Raw genomic sequence first — 17,898 nt, 5'->3', positions numbered from 1 at the left:
ATACAACCTGCTGGTACGTTTGAAACCTAACGAATTGCTCGGTTTATACGCCGACGATAGCTTCATAAAATTGCTGGCCGAACCGTTTGGCCGGAAACCCGATGGCGAACCCCAACGTCTTCAAATTAAAGGAATGGCGGGTAGTCTGGACGCTGTATTGGCCTCCACTATGTTCAGATCGGTGGGCGGTAATCACCTGTACATTCTGACCGATCGCGACGAAGCGGCTTACTTTTTCAACGACATTCAGAACCTGCTCGAGCGCGATGTGCTCCTGTTACCGATGTCGTATAAAAAGCCGTACCAGTACGAGGAGATTGAAAACGCCAACGTACTGATGCGGGCCGAGGTCCTGAACAAGCTGAACCCGGCTCCAAAAGATGGGCTGCTGATGGTAACGTATCCCGAAGCGTTGTTTGAAAAAGTAATCAACAAACGATCGTTACAGGCCAATACACTGACCATTCGGGTGGGGGAGAAGCTGGACACCAGTTTCGTTGCTGAACTGCTTCAGAATTACGAATTCGAGAAAACAGATTTTGTCTACGAAGCGGGGCAGTTTTCGGTACGGGGTGGTATCATCGACGTATTCTCGTTTGCCAGCGAGTTTCCCTATCGCATCGATCTGTTTGGCGACGAGGTGGAGAGCATCCGGCAGTTTAACCCCGAAACGCAGCTCTCAACCGAGGCCGTTGAGTTCATCAATATTATCCCGAACATCCAGACCAAACTCGTTGAAGAAACGCGCGAGCCTTTCTTCAACTTCCTGCCCGCAGCCACAACCGTTTGGGCTAAAGACATCGAGTTTACCCTCGACATCGTCGACAAGTGCTACGAAAAAGCCGAACAAAGTTTTGAGTCGACGGTGGCCAGCAGTGGCGGCATTCAGATCGTGTCCGACCCGGGCGAACTGTTCGAAACCCGGCGGTCGTTTCTGAACGAGCTGAAGCGGTTTCGGACGGTTGAATTTGGCCGTAAATTTTACTTCAAAACCGAAGGCCGGCAGCAGTACCCCTCCAAGCCGCAGCCATCGTTCAACAAAGATTTCAAACGATTGGTCGATACCCTGGGCGATAACCAGGCCAAGGGGTATACCAACGTTATCGCGGCTGAGTCGTTCAAGCAACTCGACCGGCTCCGCACCATATTCGAAGAGTTGGATCCGTTTGTTAAGTTTCAACCGCTGAACATTGGGCTGCGCGAAGGCTTCCTGGACGACGCGCTGAAGATTGCGGTCTTCACCGACCACCAGATCTTTGACCGGTATTATAAGTACCGGGTGCAGGACAAATTCTCAAAGTCGAAGGCGCTGACCCTCCGCGAACTGAAAACGCTGCAGCCTGGCGACTACGTAACTCACGTTGACCACGGCATCGGTCGGTTTGCCGGTTTGGAGAAGGTCGACAACGCAGGAAACGAACAGGAGGCCATACGTTTGATTTACCGCGATAACGACATGCTGCTGGTCAGTATCCACAGTTTGCACAAGATCGCCAAATACAGCGGCCGTGAGGGCACTCCACCGACCATGAGCAAGCTGGGCTCGCAGGAATGGGAGCAGAAGAAGTCCCGCATCCGTAAGCAGGTCAAGGATATTGCGCGCGAGCTGATTGCCCTCTACGCCAAACGCCGGACCGCGCCGGGATACGCCTACAGCCGCGATAGTTTCCTGCAGGCCGAACTGGAATCGTCGTTCCTCTATGAAGACACGCCCGATCAGGCTAAAGCCACCAACGACGTTAAAGACGATATGGAACGGCCGCACCCAATGGACCGGCTCGTTTGTGGCGACGTGGGTTTCGGCAAAACGGAGATAGCGATTCGGGCGGCATTCAAGGCCGTTACCGACAACAAACAGGTAGCCGTGCTGGTCCCGACCACGATCCTGGCGATGCAGCATTTCAAGACCTTCAGCGAACGCATGGCCGACTTCCCCGTCAAGATCGAGTACATTAACCGCTTTCGGTCGGCGGCCAAGGTGAAGGAGATTCTGAAAGATGTAGCCGCAGGCGAGATCGGCATTCTGATCGGCACCCATCGGATCGTTAACAAGGATATCAAGTTCAAGGATCTGGGTCTGCTGGTTATCGACGAAGAGCAGAAATTTGGCGTAAAAACCAAAGACCGGCTCAAGGAAATGCGGGTGGAGGTCGACGTACTGACGCTGACGGCAACGCCCATTCCCCGAACCCTGCACTTCTCACTGATGGGCGCCCGTGACCTGTCGGTCATCGCTACGCCCCCGCCAAACCGACAGCCCGTAACCACCGAAGTACATGCTTTCAACGAAGCTACTATTCGCGATGCGGTCAGTTACGAGATCCGGCGGGGCGGGCAGGTGTTCTTCGTCCATAACAGGGTCAACGACATTGAGTCGATCGGAAACCTGATCATGCGGCTCGTTCCCGAAGCGCGGATCGGCGTGGCACATGGCCAGATGGAAGGCGACAAACTGGAGCGGGTTATGACCCGGTTCATCGAAGGGGAGTACGACGTGCTCGTATCGACCAACATCATCGAATCGGGACTCGACATATCGAACGCCAATACGATTCTGATCAACAATGCGCATTACTTCGGCTTATCGGACCTCCACCAGATGCGGGGTCGCGTGGGTCGGTCCAACCGGAAAGCGTTCTGTTATCTGCTGACTCCACCTCCTTCGGTGCTCACCGCCGATGCCCGGAAACGGCTTCAGACGCTGGAGGACTTCTCAGATCTGGGCGAAGGCTTCAAGATTGCCATGCGCGATCTCGACATCCGCGGAGCCGGTAACCTTCTGGGAGCCGAGCAGAGCGGCTTCGTAAACGATCTGGGTTTCGAGATGTACCATAAAGTACTGGACGAAGCCGTACAGGAGCTGCGCGAGAACGAATTCCGGGACCTGTTCGAGACCAAACCCGGCGACTTCAAGCTGGCCCTGCCCGACACCGTCATAGAAACCGACCTGACCGTCGTTATACCCGAACGGTACGTTCAAAACATATCGGAGCGGCTTGCGTTGTACACCCGGCTGGATACTCTTCAGAACCCGGATGAACTCCTGGCGTTCCGTCAGGAAATACTCGATCGGTTTGGGCCATTACCTGAAGAAGTCGAGAACCTGATCAAGATGGTGAACGTACGGTGGAAAGCCGAGCGCTTGTACCTTGAAAAACTGACGCTTAAGAATACTATTCTGAAAGGATACTTCGTTTCTAACGGGAATGATGCCTTCTTTACCGGCGACCAATTTGGCAAGGTAATTGACTACATCAAGCGAAACCCAGCCCAATGTTCCCTAAAGGAGTCAAAAGGCCGCCCTATTTTTACCCATACGGACGTTCACTCGGTCGAACAGCTGGATGAAATTTTAGGGGCAATGTCGATTTAATACCCAACTTTGTATCTACGTTTTACACAAAATACAGCAATGATTCAGAAGTATCACCTGCAACGAGTGGCTTACGTGCTACTGGCAACGGCGGCACTGGCATCCTGTAAGTCCAAGCATCCGACCAGCGTACAACCCGGCAAGAAAAGTACGGCGACAGGAATTGCTTACAACCAGAAGGATGGCTTCCAGGTAAAGAAATTTGCGGGACAGAAAGCAGGCCCGAACCTCGTCTTCATTGAAGGCGGCCGGTTCACGATGGGGGCGCTGGAAGAAGACGTGATGAACACGCGCGATAACCGCGAGCGTACGGTATCGATCCAGTCGTTTTATATGGATGAAACCGAGATTGCCAACGTTCACTACCTCGAGTACCTGAACGCCATCTCGCGCGACTCGTCAGAAGAAGTAGTACGGGCTGCCTTGCCAGATACAACGGTCTGGGCCAATCCGCTTTCGTTTAACGACTCGTACGTTACCCAGTACCTGCGCTACCCGGCTTTCCGATACTACCCGGTCGTTGGTGTTTCCTGGGTTCAGGCCAGTGACTACGCCCGGTGGCGGACCGACGCGGTGAACAATGAGTTAGCCAAAGGCGGTGGTGATAAAAAGAAAAAAGGGGGTGGCTTCTCGCTCAAGCGTAAATCGAAGAAAGAAGCCGCCGAACCCGCTCTGGCCGAAGCAACCTCAGCTGCTCCGACCAAACCAAGTCTGGAAAGTGGCATGATCCTGCCCGATTACCGGCTGCCAACAGAGGCCGAGTGGGAATATGCCGCCAAAGCGCTCATCGGCACCCAGTATATGGACGAGAACCAGATCAACCAGCGTATTTACCCCTGGGACGGTTCGTCGGTGCGGAACCCCAAGAAAGGTCGTAAACAGGGTCAGATGCTGGCTAACTTCAAACGCGGTCGGGGTGACTACGCTGGTATTGCCGGTCGTTCAAACGATGGCGCCATCATCACCGCCGAGATCTATGCGTATCCAGCCAACGATTTTGGTCTGTATAACATGGCCGGTAACGTTAACGAGTGGGTGTATGACGTATACCGCCCACTGTCGTACGAAGACGTAAATGACCTGAACCCCATCCGGCGGAACGGGTACCTCGACGACGCTAAAAACTACGACAGAAAAGGCAACAACAGCCTGATCGATGATAAGCTTCGGGTTTACAAAGGCGGCTCCTGGAACGACGTAGCGTACTGGCTCTCGCCTGGTACGCGCCGGTTCCTGGATCAGGATTCAGCCACGGCTATGATTGGTTTCCGCTGCGCCATGATCGGCGTTGGTCGTAACAAATAAGCCACCCGCATCACATTCCGGAAGCGGCTACTCCAGCGGGGTAGCCGCTTTTTTTGTTAGCGTGTAGCCGCCAGCGTTAGCACACTAACCGACGAACAACCCGCCTGTAGCAACGCAACGGCGCAGGCCTCCAGCGTGGCCCCCGTAGTCAGCACATCGTCGACAAGTGCCACCCGAAGCCCCTGAATGACGTCGGCCTGCCGAACAACAAATTCGTTTTTCACATTCTCCCATCGTTCGATCCGGTTCTTTCGGGTTTGCGAGCTACGGAACCGTTTCCTGACCAGTATATCCGCCTGCATCGGTACAGCCAGCGCTTCGGAGAGGCCGGCGGCAATCCATTCGGCCTGGTTGAACCCCCGCTGTTGCAACCGCGCTTTTGACATCGGCACGCTGATCAGCAGGTCGAGTTCGGGCAGCTTACTTCCTTCCCGTTTCAGCAAATCACCGTACCAGAGCGCCATTTCTCGGGCCGCTTCTTTTTGGCCTTTGTATTTGATACGATGGATTAGTTTTTGCACGATTCCACCCTTAGAGAAGTGCAGGTAAGAGGCCACGAACTGGATAGGCACTTTACCGGCAAACTTATTCAGGATGTGATCATCGTCGGCCCGGCGGTGTTGCCCCGTCTCCGGCAGGTTGATCCGGCAGCGCGTGCAAAGGATTTTTTCGTTGGCCGTCAACGATCGCGTACAGCCCAGACACAGGGTTGGAAAAAGCAGGTCGGCGAAGTCGGAAAGGGCTATGCGAATAAACCTAAACACAGTGACTGTTCGTTAGTTAGCTAAAAATAGTGTAATTTAGAGAGAACAATAAACAGGCAAGTCCCGTGAATGAAAAAGATGTAGATAAGCAGTGGGAAGGCTTGCTCGATCAGCTGCAGCAACTCGTTGGCAAACGGCCTGCAGACCTGAATGCGGTGTTATTTCTGATCGGCGTACAGGAGTTGGGAAAAGGCCCTATTCGTTTCTCCAAGGAAGCCAAACAAGACCTGATGCACATTGCGGTTTGTAAAGTGCTAAGCCAGTCTGGATACTATACGTTTGACGGGCTGGACAAAGATGGCTGGCCCCAGTGGATCCTGGCCAAGCCCGTTCCCCCCGGCGACTTGTTGACCCAGGAAACGTTTTTAAAGGAACACGTTATTGAATACTTCCAGTCAGCGCTGGTATAACGACTCAACATGTATTCATATGCAATCGATAAACGCTTACACCACGCTGATTCAGCGCATTGATGAGTACAAGAAACGCTATTTTCTGAATCAGCTGGTTAAGGGGAGTTTACTCTTCGTAGCGCTGATAGGGAGTGGCTACCTTCTGATCAACACCGCCGAGTTCATTGGCCGGTTCAACTCCGTGGGTCGGGGCGCCTTGTTCTTCGGCTTCATCCTGATGGCTTTGGTCAGTCTGTACCTACTGATTGTGCGGCCTTTGATGAGCCTTTATGGACTTAACAAACCGCTCAGCAACGACGAAGCCGCCCGGCAGATCGGCACCTTTTTTCCGGAGGTAGGGGATAAGTTGCTGAACACGCTGCAGCTTCAGCGAATCTCGTCCGACCAGAGTGATCTTCTGCAGGCCAGCCTGAACCAGCGTTCTCAACAGCTGCTGATAAACCGTTTTGCGAATGCCATTCAGATCAGTCGTAACCGGCAGTTTCTGAAATATGCCATTCCGCCACTGGCGTTGATTCTGCTGATTCTGATTGTGAATCCGGCTTTCTTTACGAAGTCATCGACCCGGCTGGTCAACTATAATAAAGAGTTTGTCGAAGAGGCTCCGTTCCAGTTTGTCGTCGAAAACAAATCGCTGAAAGCCTTCCGTAATGAAGATTTTCCGTTATCTGTCAAACTTACCGGCAGCGCCATTCCCCAGGCTGTTTACGTAGTGGCGAACGGCACCCGCTTCAAGCTCGACCAGTCGGGCGACCGGTTTACCTATACCTTCGATAACCTCCAACGTGATCTTGACTTTCATCTGGAAGCCGCTGGCTACAATTCTTCGGCTTATACGGTTGCCCTGGTAGATCGGCCGGCTGTGTTGTCGTTTAATGTAAAGCTTGATTATCCGGCTTATCTGAACAAGCCTAGCGAACAGCTCGCCAATGTAGGAAACCTGCTCGTTCCGCAGGGGACGGTAGTCAACTGGAAGTTTATCGCTGACCATACTGACTCGCTACAGTTACGGTTTAACACTGATAAACAACCGATACCGACCCGTCTAATCGACGAAAATACCTTTGTCGTCAACCGGCGGCTGATGCAGAATACGGTCTACACCGTTTCCTTACGAAACAGTCAGATTTCGACCCCTTCGTCAATCCAGTATAACGTACAGGTAATCCCGGACCGCTTCCCTCAAATCTCCGTCGACCGGATTCAGGACACGGTAACCTACAATTACATTGCTCTGTCCGGGTTGGTTTCAGACGATTACGGATTCTCGAAACTGAAGCTGAACTACACCATCAAACGTGGCGATAAAACGTCGCCTACGTACACCAAAGACATCCCGATCAATCGGTCCACCACTTCGCAGAACTTTGTCTACAACTGGTCTCTAGACAGCTTAAAACTGGGACAGGAAGACCGACTGGAGTACTTTGTTCAGGTATGGGATAATGATGGCGTAAACGGTCCTAAATCAAGCCGTTCCAATCAGCTGAATTTTGTTATTCCATCGCAGGCTGAGATTCAGAAGCAGGTTGACAAATCGGCCGAGAAAACCGAGTCTGATATCAACAACGCGCTCAGCAAAACCCAGGCTATCAAGAAAGAGCTGAGCCAGATGGAAGAGCGAATGCGCACTAAAAAATCGTCTGATTTTCAGGATAAAAAGCAACTCCAGGATGTACTCCAAAAGCGGGAAGAGTTGCTGCGGGAAGTTCAGAAATTACAGGAGCAGTTCCAGAAAACGAATGAAACCCAGCAGCGATTCGCCGAAAAAAATGAAGCTGTTCAGGAAAAATTAGACCAACTTCAGAAGCTATTTAATGAGTTGCTCGACCCGGAATCGAAGCAACTTTATGAACAGCTCAAGCAACTGCTCGAGCGCAAACAGGACGAGAAAGCGTCTGAACTACTCGACCGGTTAAGCCGAAAAGAGCGGAACATGGAGCGTGATCTGGACCGAGCGTTGAAGCTGTTCAAGCAGATGCAGCTCGAACAGAAAGTCAACAACGTAGCCGAAAATCTGGAGAAACAAGCCGAGCAACTAGAGAAGCAGGCCCAGGAAGACGCGAAGAAAGACGAAACCACGCAGGAGCAGCAGAAGGAGTTGGAGAAGTCGCAGGAGGACTTCAAAAACACGGAAGAGCAACTGAAAGAGATTCAGAAACAGGCCGAAAAAGATGAGCTTACTAAGCCTGAGATGTCTGAACAGGAGCAGAAAGAGATTGAAAAAGCCTTGGAAGAAGCGATGAAACAGATGAAACAGAATCAGGGCAAGAAGTCGGCTTCATCAAAAAGTAAGGCGGCTAAGTCTATGCGTTCCATGAGCAAGAACATGAAAGAGTCGATGGAATCGGCTGAGATGGAACAGCTTCAGGAGAACATGGACGACCTGCGTAACATCCTCGAAAACCTCATCACGCTCTCTTTCGGTCAGGAGCGGGTGATGAAAGATTTCAAGGGAATGAGCTTACAGGACCCTCGCGTTACCAAGCTATCTCAGGAACAACTGAAGCTGCAGGACGATGCCAAAATCATTGAAGATAGCCTTAACGCGCTGGCTAGTCGGGTTGTCCAAATTCAGTCGTTTGTTACGCGAGAGCTGACCAACATGAAATTTTATATGGACGAAAGCACGCAGCAACTGAAGGAACGCCGGTTAAGTATGGCCGCTTCTAAACAGCAGTTTGCGATGACGTCTATCAACAATCTGGCGTTGATGCTCAGCGATGTGTTGAAAAACATGCAGCAGCAGATGAACGCCATGGCCATGCCTGGGTCAGGTTCGGGTGGTAAAAAAGGCAAAAACCCGAAAGACGGTGAAGGTATGAGCGAGATGCAGCGAAAGCTCAATGACCAGATGAAACAACTCCAGAAAGGCGGTCAGTCGGGTAGGGGACTCTCTGAAGAGTTATCGAGAATGGCCGCTCAGCAGGCCATTATTCGGAGTATGTTGAAAAAAATGGAGGAGAACGCAAAAGGAACTGAAGTTGGTAAACAACAGCAAAAACAGGTTAATGAGTTGATGGAGAAAATGGATGAAACTGAAACAGATCTGGTTAATAAACGGATCAATCAGAATACCATTAACCGTCAGAACGAAATAATGACCCGTTTGCTTGAGTCCGAAAAAGCGCTGAAACAGCAGGAAGAAGACCCGAAACGTCAGGCAGAAACGGCAAAATCAACTAAAAAAAGTACACCGTCTTTCTTCGATACTACCTCATTACAGACGAAAGCGAAGCAGGTAGAAGTGTTGCGTTCGGTTTCTCCTAATTATAATCTCTTTTACAAGAAAGAAGCAAACCAGTATCTGCAACGAGTTAATAAGTAAATTTTCAACCAATTATATTCAACCGTACCTGTGGCACAAACAGGTACGGTTTTTTGTTACCCACTCATCCGTATAATTTTGGTGTAAAAATTGGGCACCAGTCAATTTTGTGAAAAGTTTCCACGTGAAACATTTTTTAAAATCTAATAAAGAATGCACGCTTCGTACGATGTTATAGTTGTGGGCGCTGGACATGCCGGTTGTGAAGCAGCACATGCTGCGGCTACGATGGGTTCACGTGTGTTGCTGATCACTATGAATATGCAGACCATCGCTCAAATGTCCTGCAATCCGGCCATGGGCGGAGTTGCCAAAGGGCAAATTGTGCGCGAAGTGGATGCGCTCGGTGGTATGTCGGGCATCATCAGCGACAAAAGCATGATTCAGTTCAGAATGCTGAATCGCTCAAAAGGCCCCGCTATGTGGAGTCCACGCTGCCAGAGCGATCGGAATATGTTTGCCTGGGAGTGGCGAAAAACGCTCGAAAGCAATACAAATATTGATTTTTGGCAAGACATGGTGAATGAAGTTCTTGTCAAAGACAACCGAATTGTAGGCGTAAAAACTGGACTGGGCGTCGAATTTACGGCCAAATCGGTGGTTCTGACAAACGGTACATTCCTGAATGGACGGATGTTCATTGGCGAGAAAGTGTTCGGTGGAGGCAGAACAGCTGAACGTTCAGCAACCGGGCTTACGGAGCAATTGACTCAACTGGGCTTCGAAGCGGGTCGAATGAAAACCGGAACACCACCCCGGGTCGACGGCAGAAGCCTGAATTATGATTTGATGGAAGAACAACTTGGCGATGAAAAGCCAGGCAAATTTTCCTATACGTCAACGCCCGCATTAACCACGCAACGAAGCTGCTGGATCACGTACACGAATCAGGATGTGCATGACGAATTGAAAACAGGCTTTGAAAAATCGCCTATGTTCACCGGTCGGATCAAAGGACTAGGCCCCCGCTATTGCCCCTCCATAGAAGACAAAATCAACCGGTTTGCTGATAAAGATCGGCATCAGATTTTCGTAGAACCGGAAGGCTGGGATACTGTGGAGGTGTACGTGAATGGATTCTCGACATCATTACCGGAAACAGTACAGTATGATGCCCTGCGAAAAATTCCGGGTTTTGAAAACGTGCGCATGTTCAGGCCAGGCTACGCTGTTGAATACGACTACTTTCCGCCGACACAATTAAAGCCAACGCTCGAAACGCGGCTTGTCCAAAACCTCTTTTTCGCCGGCCAGATTAATGGGACAACAGGCTACGAAGAAGCGGCTTGTCAGGGCCTTATGGCAGGCATAAATGCACATAGAAATGCGCACGAAGAAGCCGAATTTACCATCAAACGCTCTGAAGGATATATCGGGGTGCTGATCGATGACCTGATTACGAAGGGGACGGAAGAACCATATCGTATGTTTACATCACGGGCCGAGTACCGAACGCTGCTTCGGCAGGATAACGCCGACATTCGCCTGACTGAAAAAGGATATGCGATCGGACTGGCCTCGCAGGATCGTTATGACTCGATGGTTGCCAAACGGACGGAGGTAGCTACGCTCACAGAAGCCATACGTAAAGTAAAGCTTAAACCTGAAGACATAAATGATTGGCTGGAGACGAAAGGCAGCTCACCCCTGCGGGAAAAAAGTAGCCTGTACACCTTACTAAAGCGCCCCGAAATTGAGCAGGAAGATGTTATTTCCTTGTTTTCTCAAATCCCCGACCTGCCCGGGGTAGGGGAGGAGTCGCTGGAACAGACCGTCATCGAGATTAAGTATGAGGATTACCTGAGCCGGGAAAAACAGAATGCCGAGAAACTCGATAAATGGGAAAATCTGTCAATCAACCCTGCTTTCGACTACGATCAGCTAAAAGCGCTGTCGTTTGAAGGAAAGGAAAAATTGAAGCGTTTACGGCCATCTACTATTGGACAGGCATCGCGCATCAGCGGAGTGAGTCCATCCGATGTATCTATATTACTGGTCTATATGGGCCGATAATAACCAGAGGCTCCGGGTATATCATATATTCGGAGCCTTATTGTATCTACTATTTTCTGTTCATCATTTTGGAGACTGTAACTACCTGCCCCATCTGTGGCAATTCTCAGTTTGAGCCTTTTCTGGTTTGTAAAGATTATCTGGTAAGCCAGCAGGAGTTTACCATTCAGCAGTGCCAGTCGTGTAATTTCCGCTTTACAAGCCCGCGCCCGGATCAGCAATCGATCGGAGCCTATTATAAATCGGATCAGTACGTGTCCCATAATGATCAGGGAGGAGGTTTGATTAATTCGGTATATCGCTTTGTCCGAACAATTACGTTAAAACAAAAGCTTCAACTGATCACAACATTGACTGGAGGTACCGGAAAACTGCTGGACATCGGTTGTGGTACGGGTGCTTTTCTGGAGGTGAGTCAACAGGCAGGCTGGGCGATTAAAGGGGTGGAGCCCGACCCGGATGCACGCGCTATAGCCAGCCAGAAAACAAAAATTTCCATCCAGCCCGACCTGACGGCAATCGACCAGGAGCAGGTAGACATGATTACGATGTGGCATGTCCTCGAACATGTACCCACGTTAAACGAGACAATAGAGCAGATCCATTCCCGACTGGCACCCAACGGTACATTACTTATCGCTGTACCGAACAGCGACTCCTATGACGCCAATTATTATAAGCAATACTGGGCTGCCTATGATGTACCCCGACATTTGTACCATTTCACACCCGATACTATAGAGAAGCTATTCGACAAGCACGGATTTAAACTGGCTGATAAACGCCCTATGGTCTTCGATGCCTTTTACATTGCCATGTTGAGCAGCCGGTATAGAAGCGGCCAGACAAATTTTGTGGAGAGTCTACGGATTGGCCTTGCCTCCAATATAAAGGGAGGACAGAAGGGTCACTCGTCTAGTCAGATATACGTATTCAAAAAGGCATAATAGTTGTTGGTAGGGTCATCACAAGCTGGTCTATCCACGGGGGTGGAAAACAGGTCTATTCTAAATTAAAAAAGTGAAACTTTTCTGTGCATATCTGTGTGCATAACTCCACCCGATATGTGGGAAATGGGTTGATAAGGAACTGAAGCCGTGTGGACTACTTAACTAGTAATTCACATTAGAAAATTGGGCGGCTGCAAATGTGGAAATACGGCAACATATCTACCACCTATGACTCATCTTTTCCTCACTCTATCCTGTGCATAAGAATTATGCACAAATTCACAAAGGGATTTCAAACATTTTGTGGATAAAATGTTATTTACTTATTAATCAATGGATTTAATGTTGATAACTGAAAAGTGATAGGTGGATTACCTATCTTTCTTATCCACACCGGAACGGGCGGTAAGTGGACAAATTATTTATACACTTATCAACACCCTTAATAAGAGTAATAACGTTTTCTTAAAAAGACTTTTTATATAAAATGTTAATAAGGTCTAACGTTGTTGTGCTGATTTGGCTGCTGGCTGTGTGCGTGGCTAAAGGACAGGGGGGAGGCACGCTAGCTGATGAGTACTTCAAAGCCGGCGAGTTCGAGAAAGCGGCCAACGAGTATGGCAAGCTGTTGAAGAATGATGTGAGCTGGTCTCGCCTGTCGCGTTATGTGTACAGCCTGCAGAAAAGCAACAAAGCAGATGAAGCACTGAAGTTCATGCGTAAGCAACAGCGAAGCGATGAAGCTAACCGGTCTTACTACGATCTGCTGATCGGCCAAGCGGCCGCCCAGCAGGGCGACACGGTACAGGCCGCCAAACAATACACCGCGGCCCTCCAATCAAGCAAAGGGTCAACTATCAAGCTGGAAAAACTGGCAACTGCCTTCTCAGAGGCCGGAGAGACCCGCTGGGCGCTTCGTTCGCTCGAAACGGCCCGGGAGGTCAGCAAAGACCCAACGGCATACAGCGAAGAACTTATAGCCCTTTACCGGGCAACGGGGCAAACCGAAAAAACCGTAGAGGAAATTATTACGACCAGCAAACAGCCCGAGAAGAAAGAAATGGTGCTGGCGGCTTTGCAGCCCTACCTGAACACCAAAGAAGAGCCAACCATAGAAAAAGCGCTCTACAGCCGGATTCAGCAGGAACCCAACGAACTGGCCTATAACGAACTTTTGATCTGGTACTTTGTCCAGAAACAGAAATTCAGTCGGGCTCTGCTTCAGGAAAAAGCTACCGATAAACGAATGAAGCTGAACGGTAGCCGGGTTTATGATCTGGGAATGCTGGCGCTGAATAATAAAGAATATAAATCAGCGGCCGATGCGTTTGAGTACATCACCCAGACCTATCCACAGGGGCAGCTCTACCCGTTTGCCCGTCGATTGGTGATCAACGCCCGCGAAGAGCAGGTGAAAAATACATACCCGATCGATAAAGCTGAAATTCGAAAGCTGATTGGCGACTACCAGCGGATGCTCCAGGAAATCGGCACCAATGTAAAAACGCTCGAAGCCCTGCGAAGCACCGCCAACCTGTACGGAAACTACCTGGACAGTAAAGACACTGCCCTGACAGTGCTTGACCTGGCTATCGATTTGGGGAAAACTGACCGGAATTTTGTGGATAAGTGCAAGCTGGACAAGGGCGATATTTATTTGCTGAAAGGAGAACCCTGGGAGTCTACCTTATTATACTCGCAGGTGGAGAAGTCGCAGAAAGAAGAACTGCTCGGGTACGAAGCCAAGCTTAAAAATGCCAAGCTACACTATTACAAAGGTGATTTTGCCGTATCGAAAGATATTCTGGACGTGTTGAAACTGGCCACATCCCGCGAGATAGCCAATGACGCAGAACAACTTAGCCTGTTGATTGTGGATAACACGGGTATGGATAGCACAGAAGCCGCCATGCGTGAGTATGCCGCTGTGGACTTGTTATTGTTCCAGAACAAAACCGACGAAGCTGTGGATAAACTCAACCAGATGTGGAAAAAATATGAACAACACAGCCTGGCCGATGAAGTACTCTGGCTCCGTGCCAATACCTATCTGAAACAGGGTAAACATACCGAAGCACTGGACGATCTGAAGAAAATAACCGCTTCGTTTTCGACGGATATTCTTGGTGATGACGCCTTGTATACCCAGGGAAAAATCTACGAAGAGCGGCTGAAAGACAAGCAGGCCGCTATGGAAGCATACCAGAAGCTGCTGACTCAGTATCCCGGAAGCATCTACGGAGCAGACTCCCGTAAACGATTCCGGCTACTGCGTGGCGATGTGATCAACTAGTAGGTTTGAAGAAGCGACTCTTTGAAGGCGTCGTATTCGGCCGGGATGCGGATGCTCTGCTTAGGGCGGTCAGCCAGAACTGCCAGACGGTCGGGTACTTCTACTGACTTACCCAGTACTTCCTCGACAAGAGGCTTAAATTTTGCGGGATGAGCCGTTGCCAGCGCAATGCCGTAAACGTCTTTTTTCGAATCTGCCAGGTAAGCCTCAAGGCCCATAATGCCGATCGCTGTGTGTGGGCAAGCCACATAGCCATATGTATCGTCGATTCGTTTCATACCGGCCTGGGTCTCTGCGTCATCGTAGAAGTAACCGGATACGTTATCCACAAACCGGTCGTAGTTATCCCCATATAAATGAGCCAAGCGGGGGAAGTTACTGGGGTTTCCCACATCCATGGCGTTCGATAGCGTAGCTACCGATGGTTTGGGGCTGTAGGCTCCGGTTTTGAGGTAGGTCGGTACGATATGGTTTAGGTTGGTTGCCGCAACGAAATGGTCGACGGGCAAGCCCATCTGTTGCACCATAGCACCGGCGCTAAGATTCCCAAAGTTGCCACTGGGCGTAGAAAAAATGATTGATTTGTTGGACTTGCACACCTGGCCATACGCACTAACGTAATAAAAGCCCTGGGGTATTAATCTAAATATATTGATAGAATTAGCCGACGACAACGAAAGGCTTGCATTGAGCTCGGCGTCCACAAACGCTTGTTTGACGATAGCCTGGCAATCGTCAAACGAACCATCTACTTCAAAAGCCTGAATATTACCGCCCAGAGTAGTCAACTGTTTTTCCTGCAAATCACTAACGCGTCCGCTCGGGTACAGTATAGACACCCGAACACCAGGAACATTGTGAAAGCCCATCGCGACGGCGCCACCAGTGTCACCAGAGGTGGCCACGAGAATATTCACTTCCTGCTCGTTCCGATCGGAATAATAAGACATCAAAGCCGCCATATAGCGGGCACCAACATCTTTGAAGGCCAGGGAAGGACCATGAAAAAGCTCAAGCACGGATACTTTACCGGGCTCCAGGTCAACTACAGGAGTCTCGAACGGGAACGCTTTATGAGTTAACTCTTCCAGGTCAGCCTTACTGATTTCGTCGCCGAAAAGGGCTTTGCTGAGGGCAAAACCAATGTCGGCTAACGACTCTCCGGCTATAGTATCAAAAAACGATTTACCCAGAACAGGCAGGGGAGTTGGCATATACAGCCCCCGATCAGCGGGCATGCTGTTGAAAAGAGCCTGTTCGGCTGTCACAGTAACCTGTGGACTATTGGTGCTGTAGAAACGCATACGAAATAAGGATACCGAAAGACAAAGTACGGTAAATCAGTTCAATGAAAGGAGAAGGTGAACTTGAAATGTGGAAAACTGGCGTTCGTTGTGGATAAGTTTGGGTTTTTGTAGTTTTGCAACCTGTAAAACGCTTCAAAACAAACCGGTAGACCTATTTTTTGTGTTCAACACGTCTACCAGAACTCATGCATACATATGTCTTTCGGACAGTCAAATGTGCCAATGCCGACAAATGAGCCGGTAAAAGAATATCGTCCGGGATCGCCCGAGCGGAACGCGGTAATACAGGCGATTGCCGACTTCCGCGCTCAGGAAACGGATATTCCCATGTATATAGGCGGGCAGGAGGTTCGTACAAACCGTACGATACGGGTTGCTCCGCCCCATGACCATAAGCATACGCTGGGCTATTTTCACGAAGGTGATGCCGAACATGTGCATCAGGCCATCGAGGCAGCGTTAACGGCCAAAGAGGCCTGGGCGAACCTGAGTTGGGAACAGCGGTCCAGTATCTTCTTAAAAGCAGCGGAGCTAATTGCCGGGCCATACCGGGCTCGCATCAATGCTGCCACCATGCTTGGTCAATCGAAAAACGCGTACCAGGCAGAAATAGATTCAGCCTGTGAATTGATTGACTTTCTGCGGTTTAACGTGCACTATGCTGAAGGAATTTACCGGCAGCAGCCAAACTCATCAGCTGGTGTCTGGAACAGGCTCGAGTACCGTCCGTTAGAAGGGTTTGTCTTTGCACTGACTCCCTTTAATTTCACCGCCATCGCTGGCAACCTACCCACTTCGGCAGCCTTGATGGGCAATACGGTAGTGTGGAAACCAGCCTACACACAGGTGCTATCGGCAAAAGTGATCATGGAAGTGCTGGAAGAAGCCGGTCTGCCTGCAGGGGTGATCAACCTGATTTACGTAGATGGACCTGTAGCCGGAGAGATCATTTTCAGCCACCCTGACTTTGCCGGTATCCATTTCACGGGAAGCACCGCCGTGTTTCAGCAAATCTGGAAGACGATTGGTGAGAACATCAGTAAATACAAATCATACCCGCGCATAGTGGGCGAAACAGGCGGAAAAGATTTTGTACTGGTACATGAGTCGGCTCATGTCGATGAGGTAGCCACGGGGCTGGTCAGGGGTGCTTTCGAGTATCAGGGACAAAAATGTTCAGCAGCCTCCAGAGCTTACATTCCGTCTTCACTCTGGCCAGCAGTTGAAGCGAAAATTAAATCGTTTCTAGGGGAGATGAAGATGGGCGGTACAGAAGATTTCGGCAACTTCATCAACGCCGTGATCGACGAGCGGTCTTTCAGGAAGATTACAGCCTATATCGAAGAAGCAAAGCAAAACGCCCAGGTGTCTGTAGTAGCAGGTGGCACGTATGATGATTCAATAGGTTATTTCATAGAGCCAACTGTATTGCGTGTCGATGACCCGAATTACCGAACCATGTGCGAGGAAATATTCGGTCCCGTACTATCCATATATGTGTATGAACCGGCTGACTTCGATGAAATCGTCAAGCTCGTTGATCGTACCTCACCTTACGCGTTGACCGGATCTATTTTCGCTAAAGACAAATACGTGGTTGAGCGGGTCGCCCAGGCGCTGCAAAACGCAGCAGGTAACTTTTATATCAACGACAAGCCAACAGGAGCGGTAGTGGGTCAACAACCTTTCGGAGGAGCCCGCGCATCAGGAACAAATGACAAAGCCGGATCAGCTTTAAATTTATTTCGATGGGTATCGGCACGCACGATTAAGGAAACCTACGTGAGTCCCAGGCACTTCGGGTATCCGTTTCTGGAGAGCTGAAAAAAAACAGAAAAAAGTTTGAAGCAGGTCTTGCGTAACGCAAATCAAACTGCTACCTTTGCAGTCCCAAATCAATAAGGAAGGCCGACAACGGTTGGCCTCAATCACCCCCGAAAGGGATGTGAGACAGTTCTTTGACGTATTGATATCAATAGGTTAGCACCAAATAAGGCTAATGACAACGTATCTGATTTATCAGGTACACAATTATTTACGATGGAGAGTTTGATCCTGGCTCAGGATGAACGCTAGCGGCAGGCCTAATACATGCAAGTCGAGCGGGTCGCAAGACCAGCGGCAAACGGGTGCGTAACGCGTAAGCAACCTG

Annotated in this window: 10 protein-coding genes and 1 rRNA gene; 9 read left to right on the top strand and 2 right to left on the bottom strand. The window is 50.0% G+C overall.

From position 1 onward, the window contains the following. Positions 1 to 19: 19 nt before the first annotated feature. Entirely contained in the window at positions 20 to 3,373 is a 3,354-nt protein-coding gene (gene mfd / locus EQG79_RS18015; protein WP_129603008.1) for a transcription-repair coupling factor, read from the top strand. 39 nt (positions 3,374 to 3,412) lie between these two features. Then, entirely contained in the window at positions 3,413 to 4,678 is a 1,266-nt protein-coding gene (locus EQG79_RS18010) for an SUMF1/EgtB/PvdO family nonheme iron enzyme (RefSeq protein ID WP_077924217.1), read from the top strand. A gap of 56 nt (positions 4,679 to 4,734) precedes the next feature. On the opposite strand, the gene EQG79_RS18005 is transcribed toward EQG79_RS18010, so the two are convergent. Then, the gene (locus EQG79_RS18005; RefSeq protein WP_129603006.1) at positions 4,735 to 5,442 is read right to left on the bottom strand and encodes a ComF family protein; all 708 of its coding nucleotides are present in this window, start codon (positions 5,440 to 5,442) and stop codon (positions 4,735 to 4,737) included. 65 nt (positions 5,443 to 5,507) lie between these two features. Between EQG79_RS18005 and EQG79_RS18000 the strand changes: the two genes are divergently transcribed. The 5 genes from EQG79_RS18000 to EQG79_RS17980 all read left to right on the top strand — a co-directional run bounded on the left by EQG79_RS18000 (position 5,508) and on the right by EQG79_RS17980 (position 14,439). After that, entirely contained in the window at positions 5,508 to 5,852 is a 345-nt protein-coding gene (locus EQG79_RS18000; RefSeq protein ID WP_077924219.1) for a hypothetical protein, read from the top strand. A gap of 19 nt (positions 5,853 to 5,871) precedes the next feature. After that, complete coding sequence (locus EQG79_RS17995; protein ID WP_129603004.1) at positions 5,872 to 9,183, top strand: DUF4175 family protein; 3,312 nt, start codon at positions 5,872 to 5,874, stop codon at positions 9,181 to 9,183. A gap of 153 nt (positions 9,184 to 9,336) precedes the next feature. Further along, a complete protein-coding gene (gene mnmG, locus EQG79_RS17990; protein WP_129603002.1) occupies positions 9,337 to 11,196 on the top strand; it encodes a tRNA uridine-5-carboxymethylaminomethyl(34) synthesis enzyme MnmG in 1,860 nt (619 codons plus the stop codon). A 254-nt stretch (positions 11,197 to 11,450) separates the two neighbouring features. Further along, positions 11,451 to 12,143, top strand: a complete 693-nt coding sequence (locus EQG79_RS17985; protein ID WP_240699387.1) for a class I SAM-dependent methyltransferase — start codon at positions 11,451 to 11,453, stop codon at positions 12,141 to 12,143. Between the two features lie 514 nt (positions 12,144 to 12,657). Further along, positions 12,658 to 14,439: a tetratricopeptide repeat protein gene (locus EQG79_RS17980; RefSeq protein WP_240699386.1), complete on the top strand. Its 1,782-nt coding sequence runs from the start codon at positions 12,658 to 12,660 to the stop codon at positions 14,437 to 14,439. Here the strand turns inward: EQG79_RS17980 and thrC are convergent. Then, the gene (gene thrC, locus EQG79_RS17975) at positions 14,436 to 15,743 is read right to left on the bottom strand and encodes a threonine synthase (protein ID WP_077924224.1); all 1,308 of its coding nucleotides are present in this window, start codon (positions 15,741 to 15,743) and stop codon (positions 14,436 to 14,438) included. The two genes, EQG79_RS17980 and thrC, sit on opposite strands and share 4 nt — an antisense overlap. 198 nt (positions 15,744 to 15,941) lie before the next feature. On the opposite strand from thrC, the gene pruA reads away from it, so the two are divergent. Next, a complete protein-coding gene (pruA, locus tag EQG79_RS17970) occupies positions 15,942 to 17,570 on the top strand; it encodes an L-glutamate gamma-semialdehyde dehydrogenase (RefSeq protein WP_129602995.1) in 1,629 nt (542 codons plus the stop codon). A 213-nt stretch (positions 17,571 to 17,783) separates the two neighbouring features. Further along, positions 17,784 to 17,898, top strand: a 16S ribosomal RNA gene (locus EQG79_RS17965); the annotation flags it as partial.

The organism is Spirosoma sordidisoli (assembly GCF_004138325.1).
Lineage (GTDB): Bacteria > Bacteroidota > Bacteroidia > Cytophagales > Spirosomataceae > Spirosoma > Spirosoma sordidisoli.
Note: the sequence above shows the minus strand (reverse complement) of the source record. Positions and strands in the feature narration are given on the sequence as shown.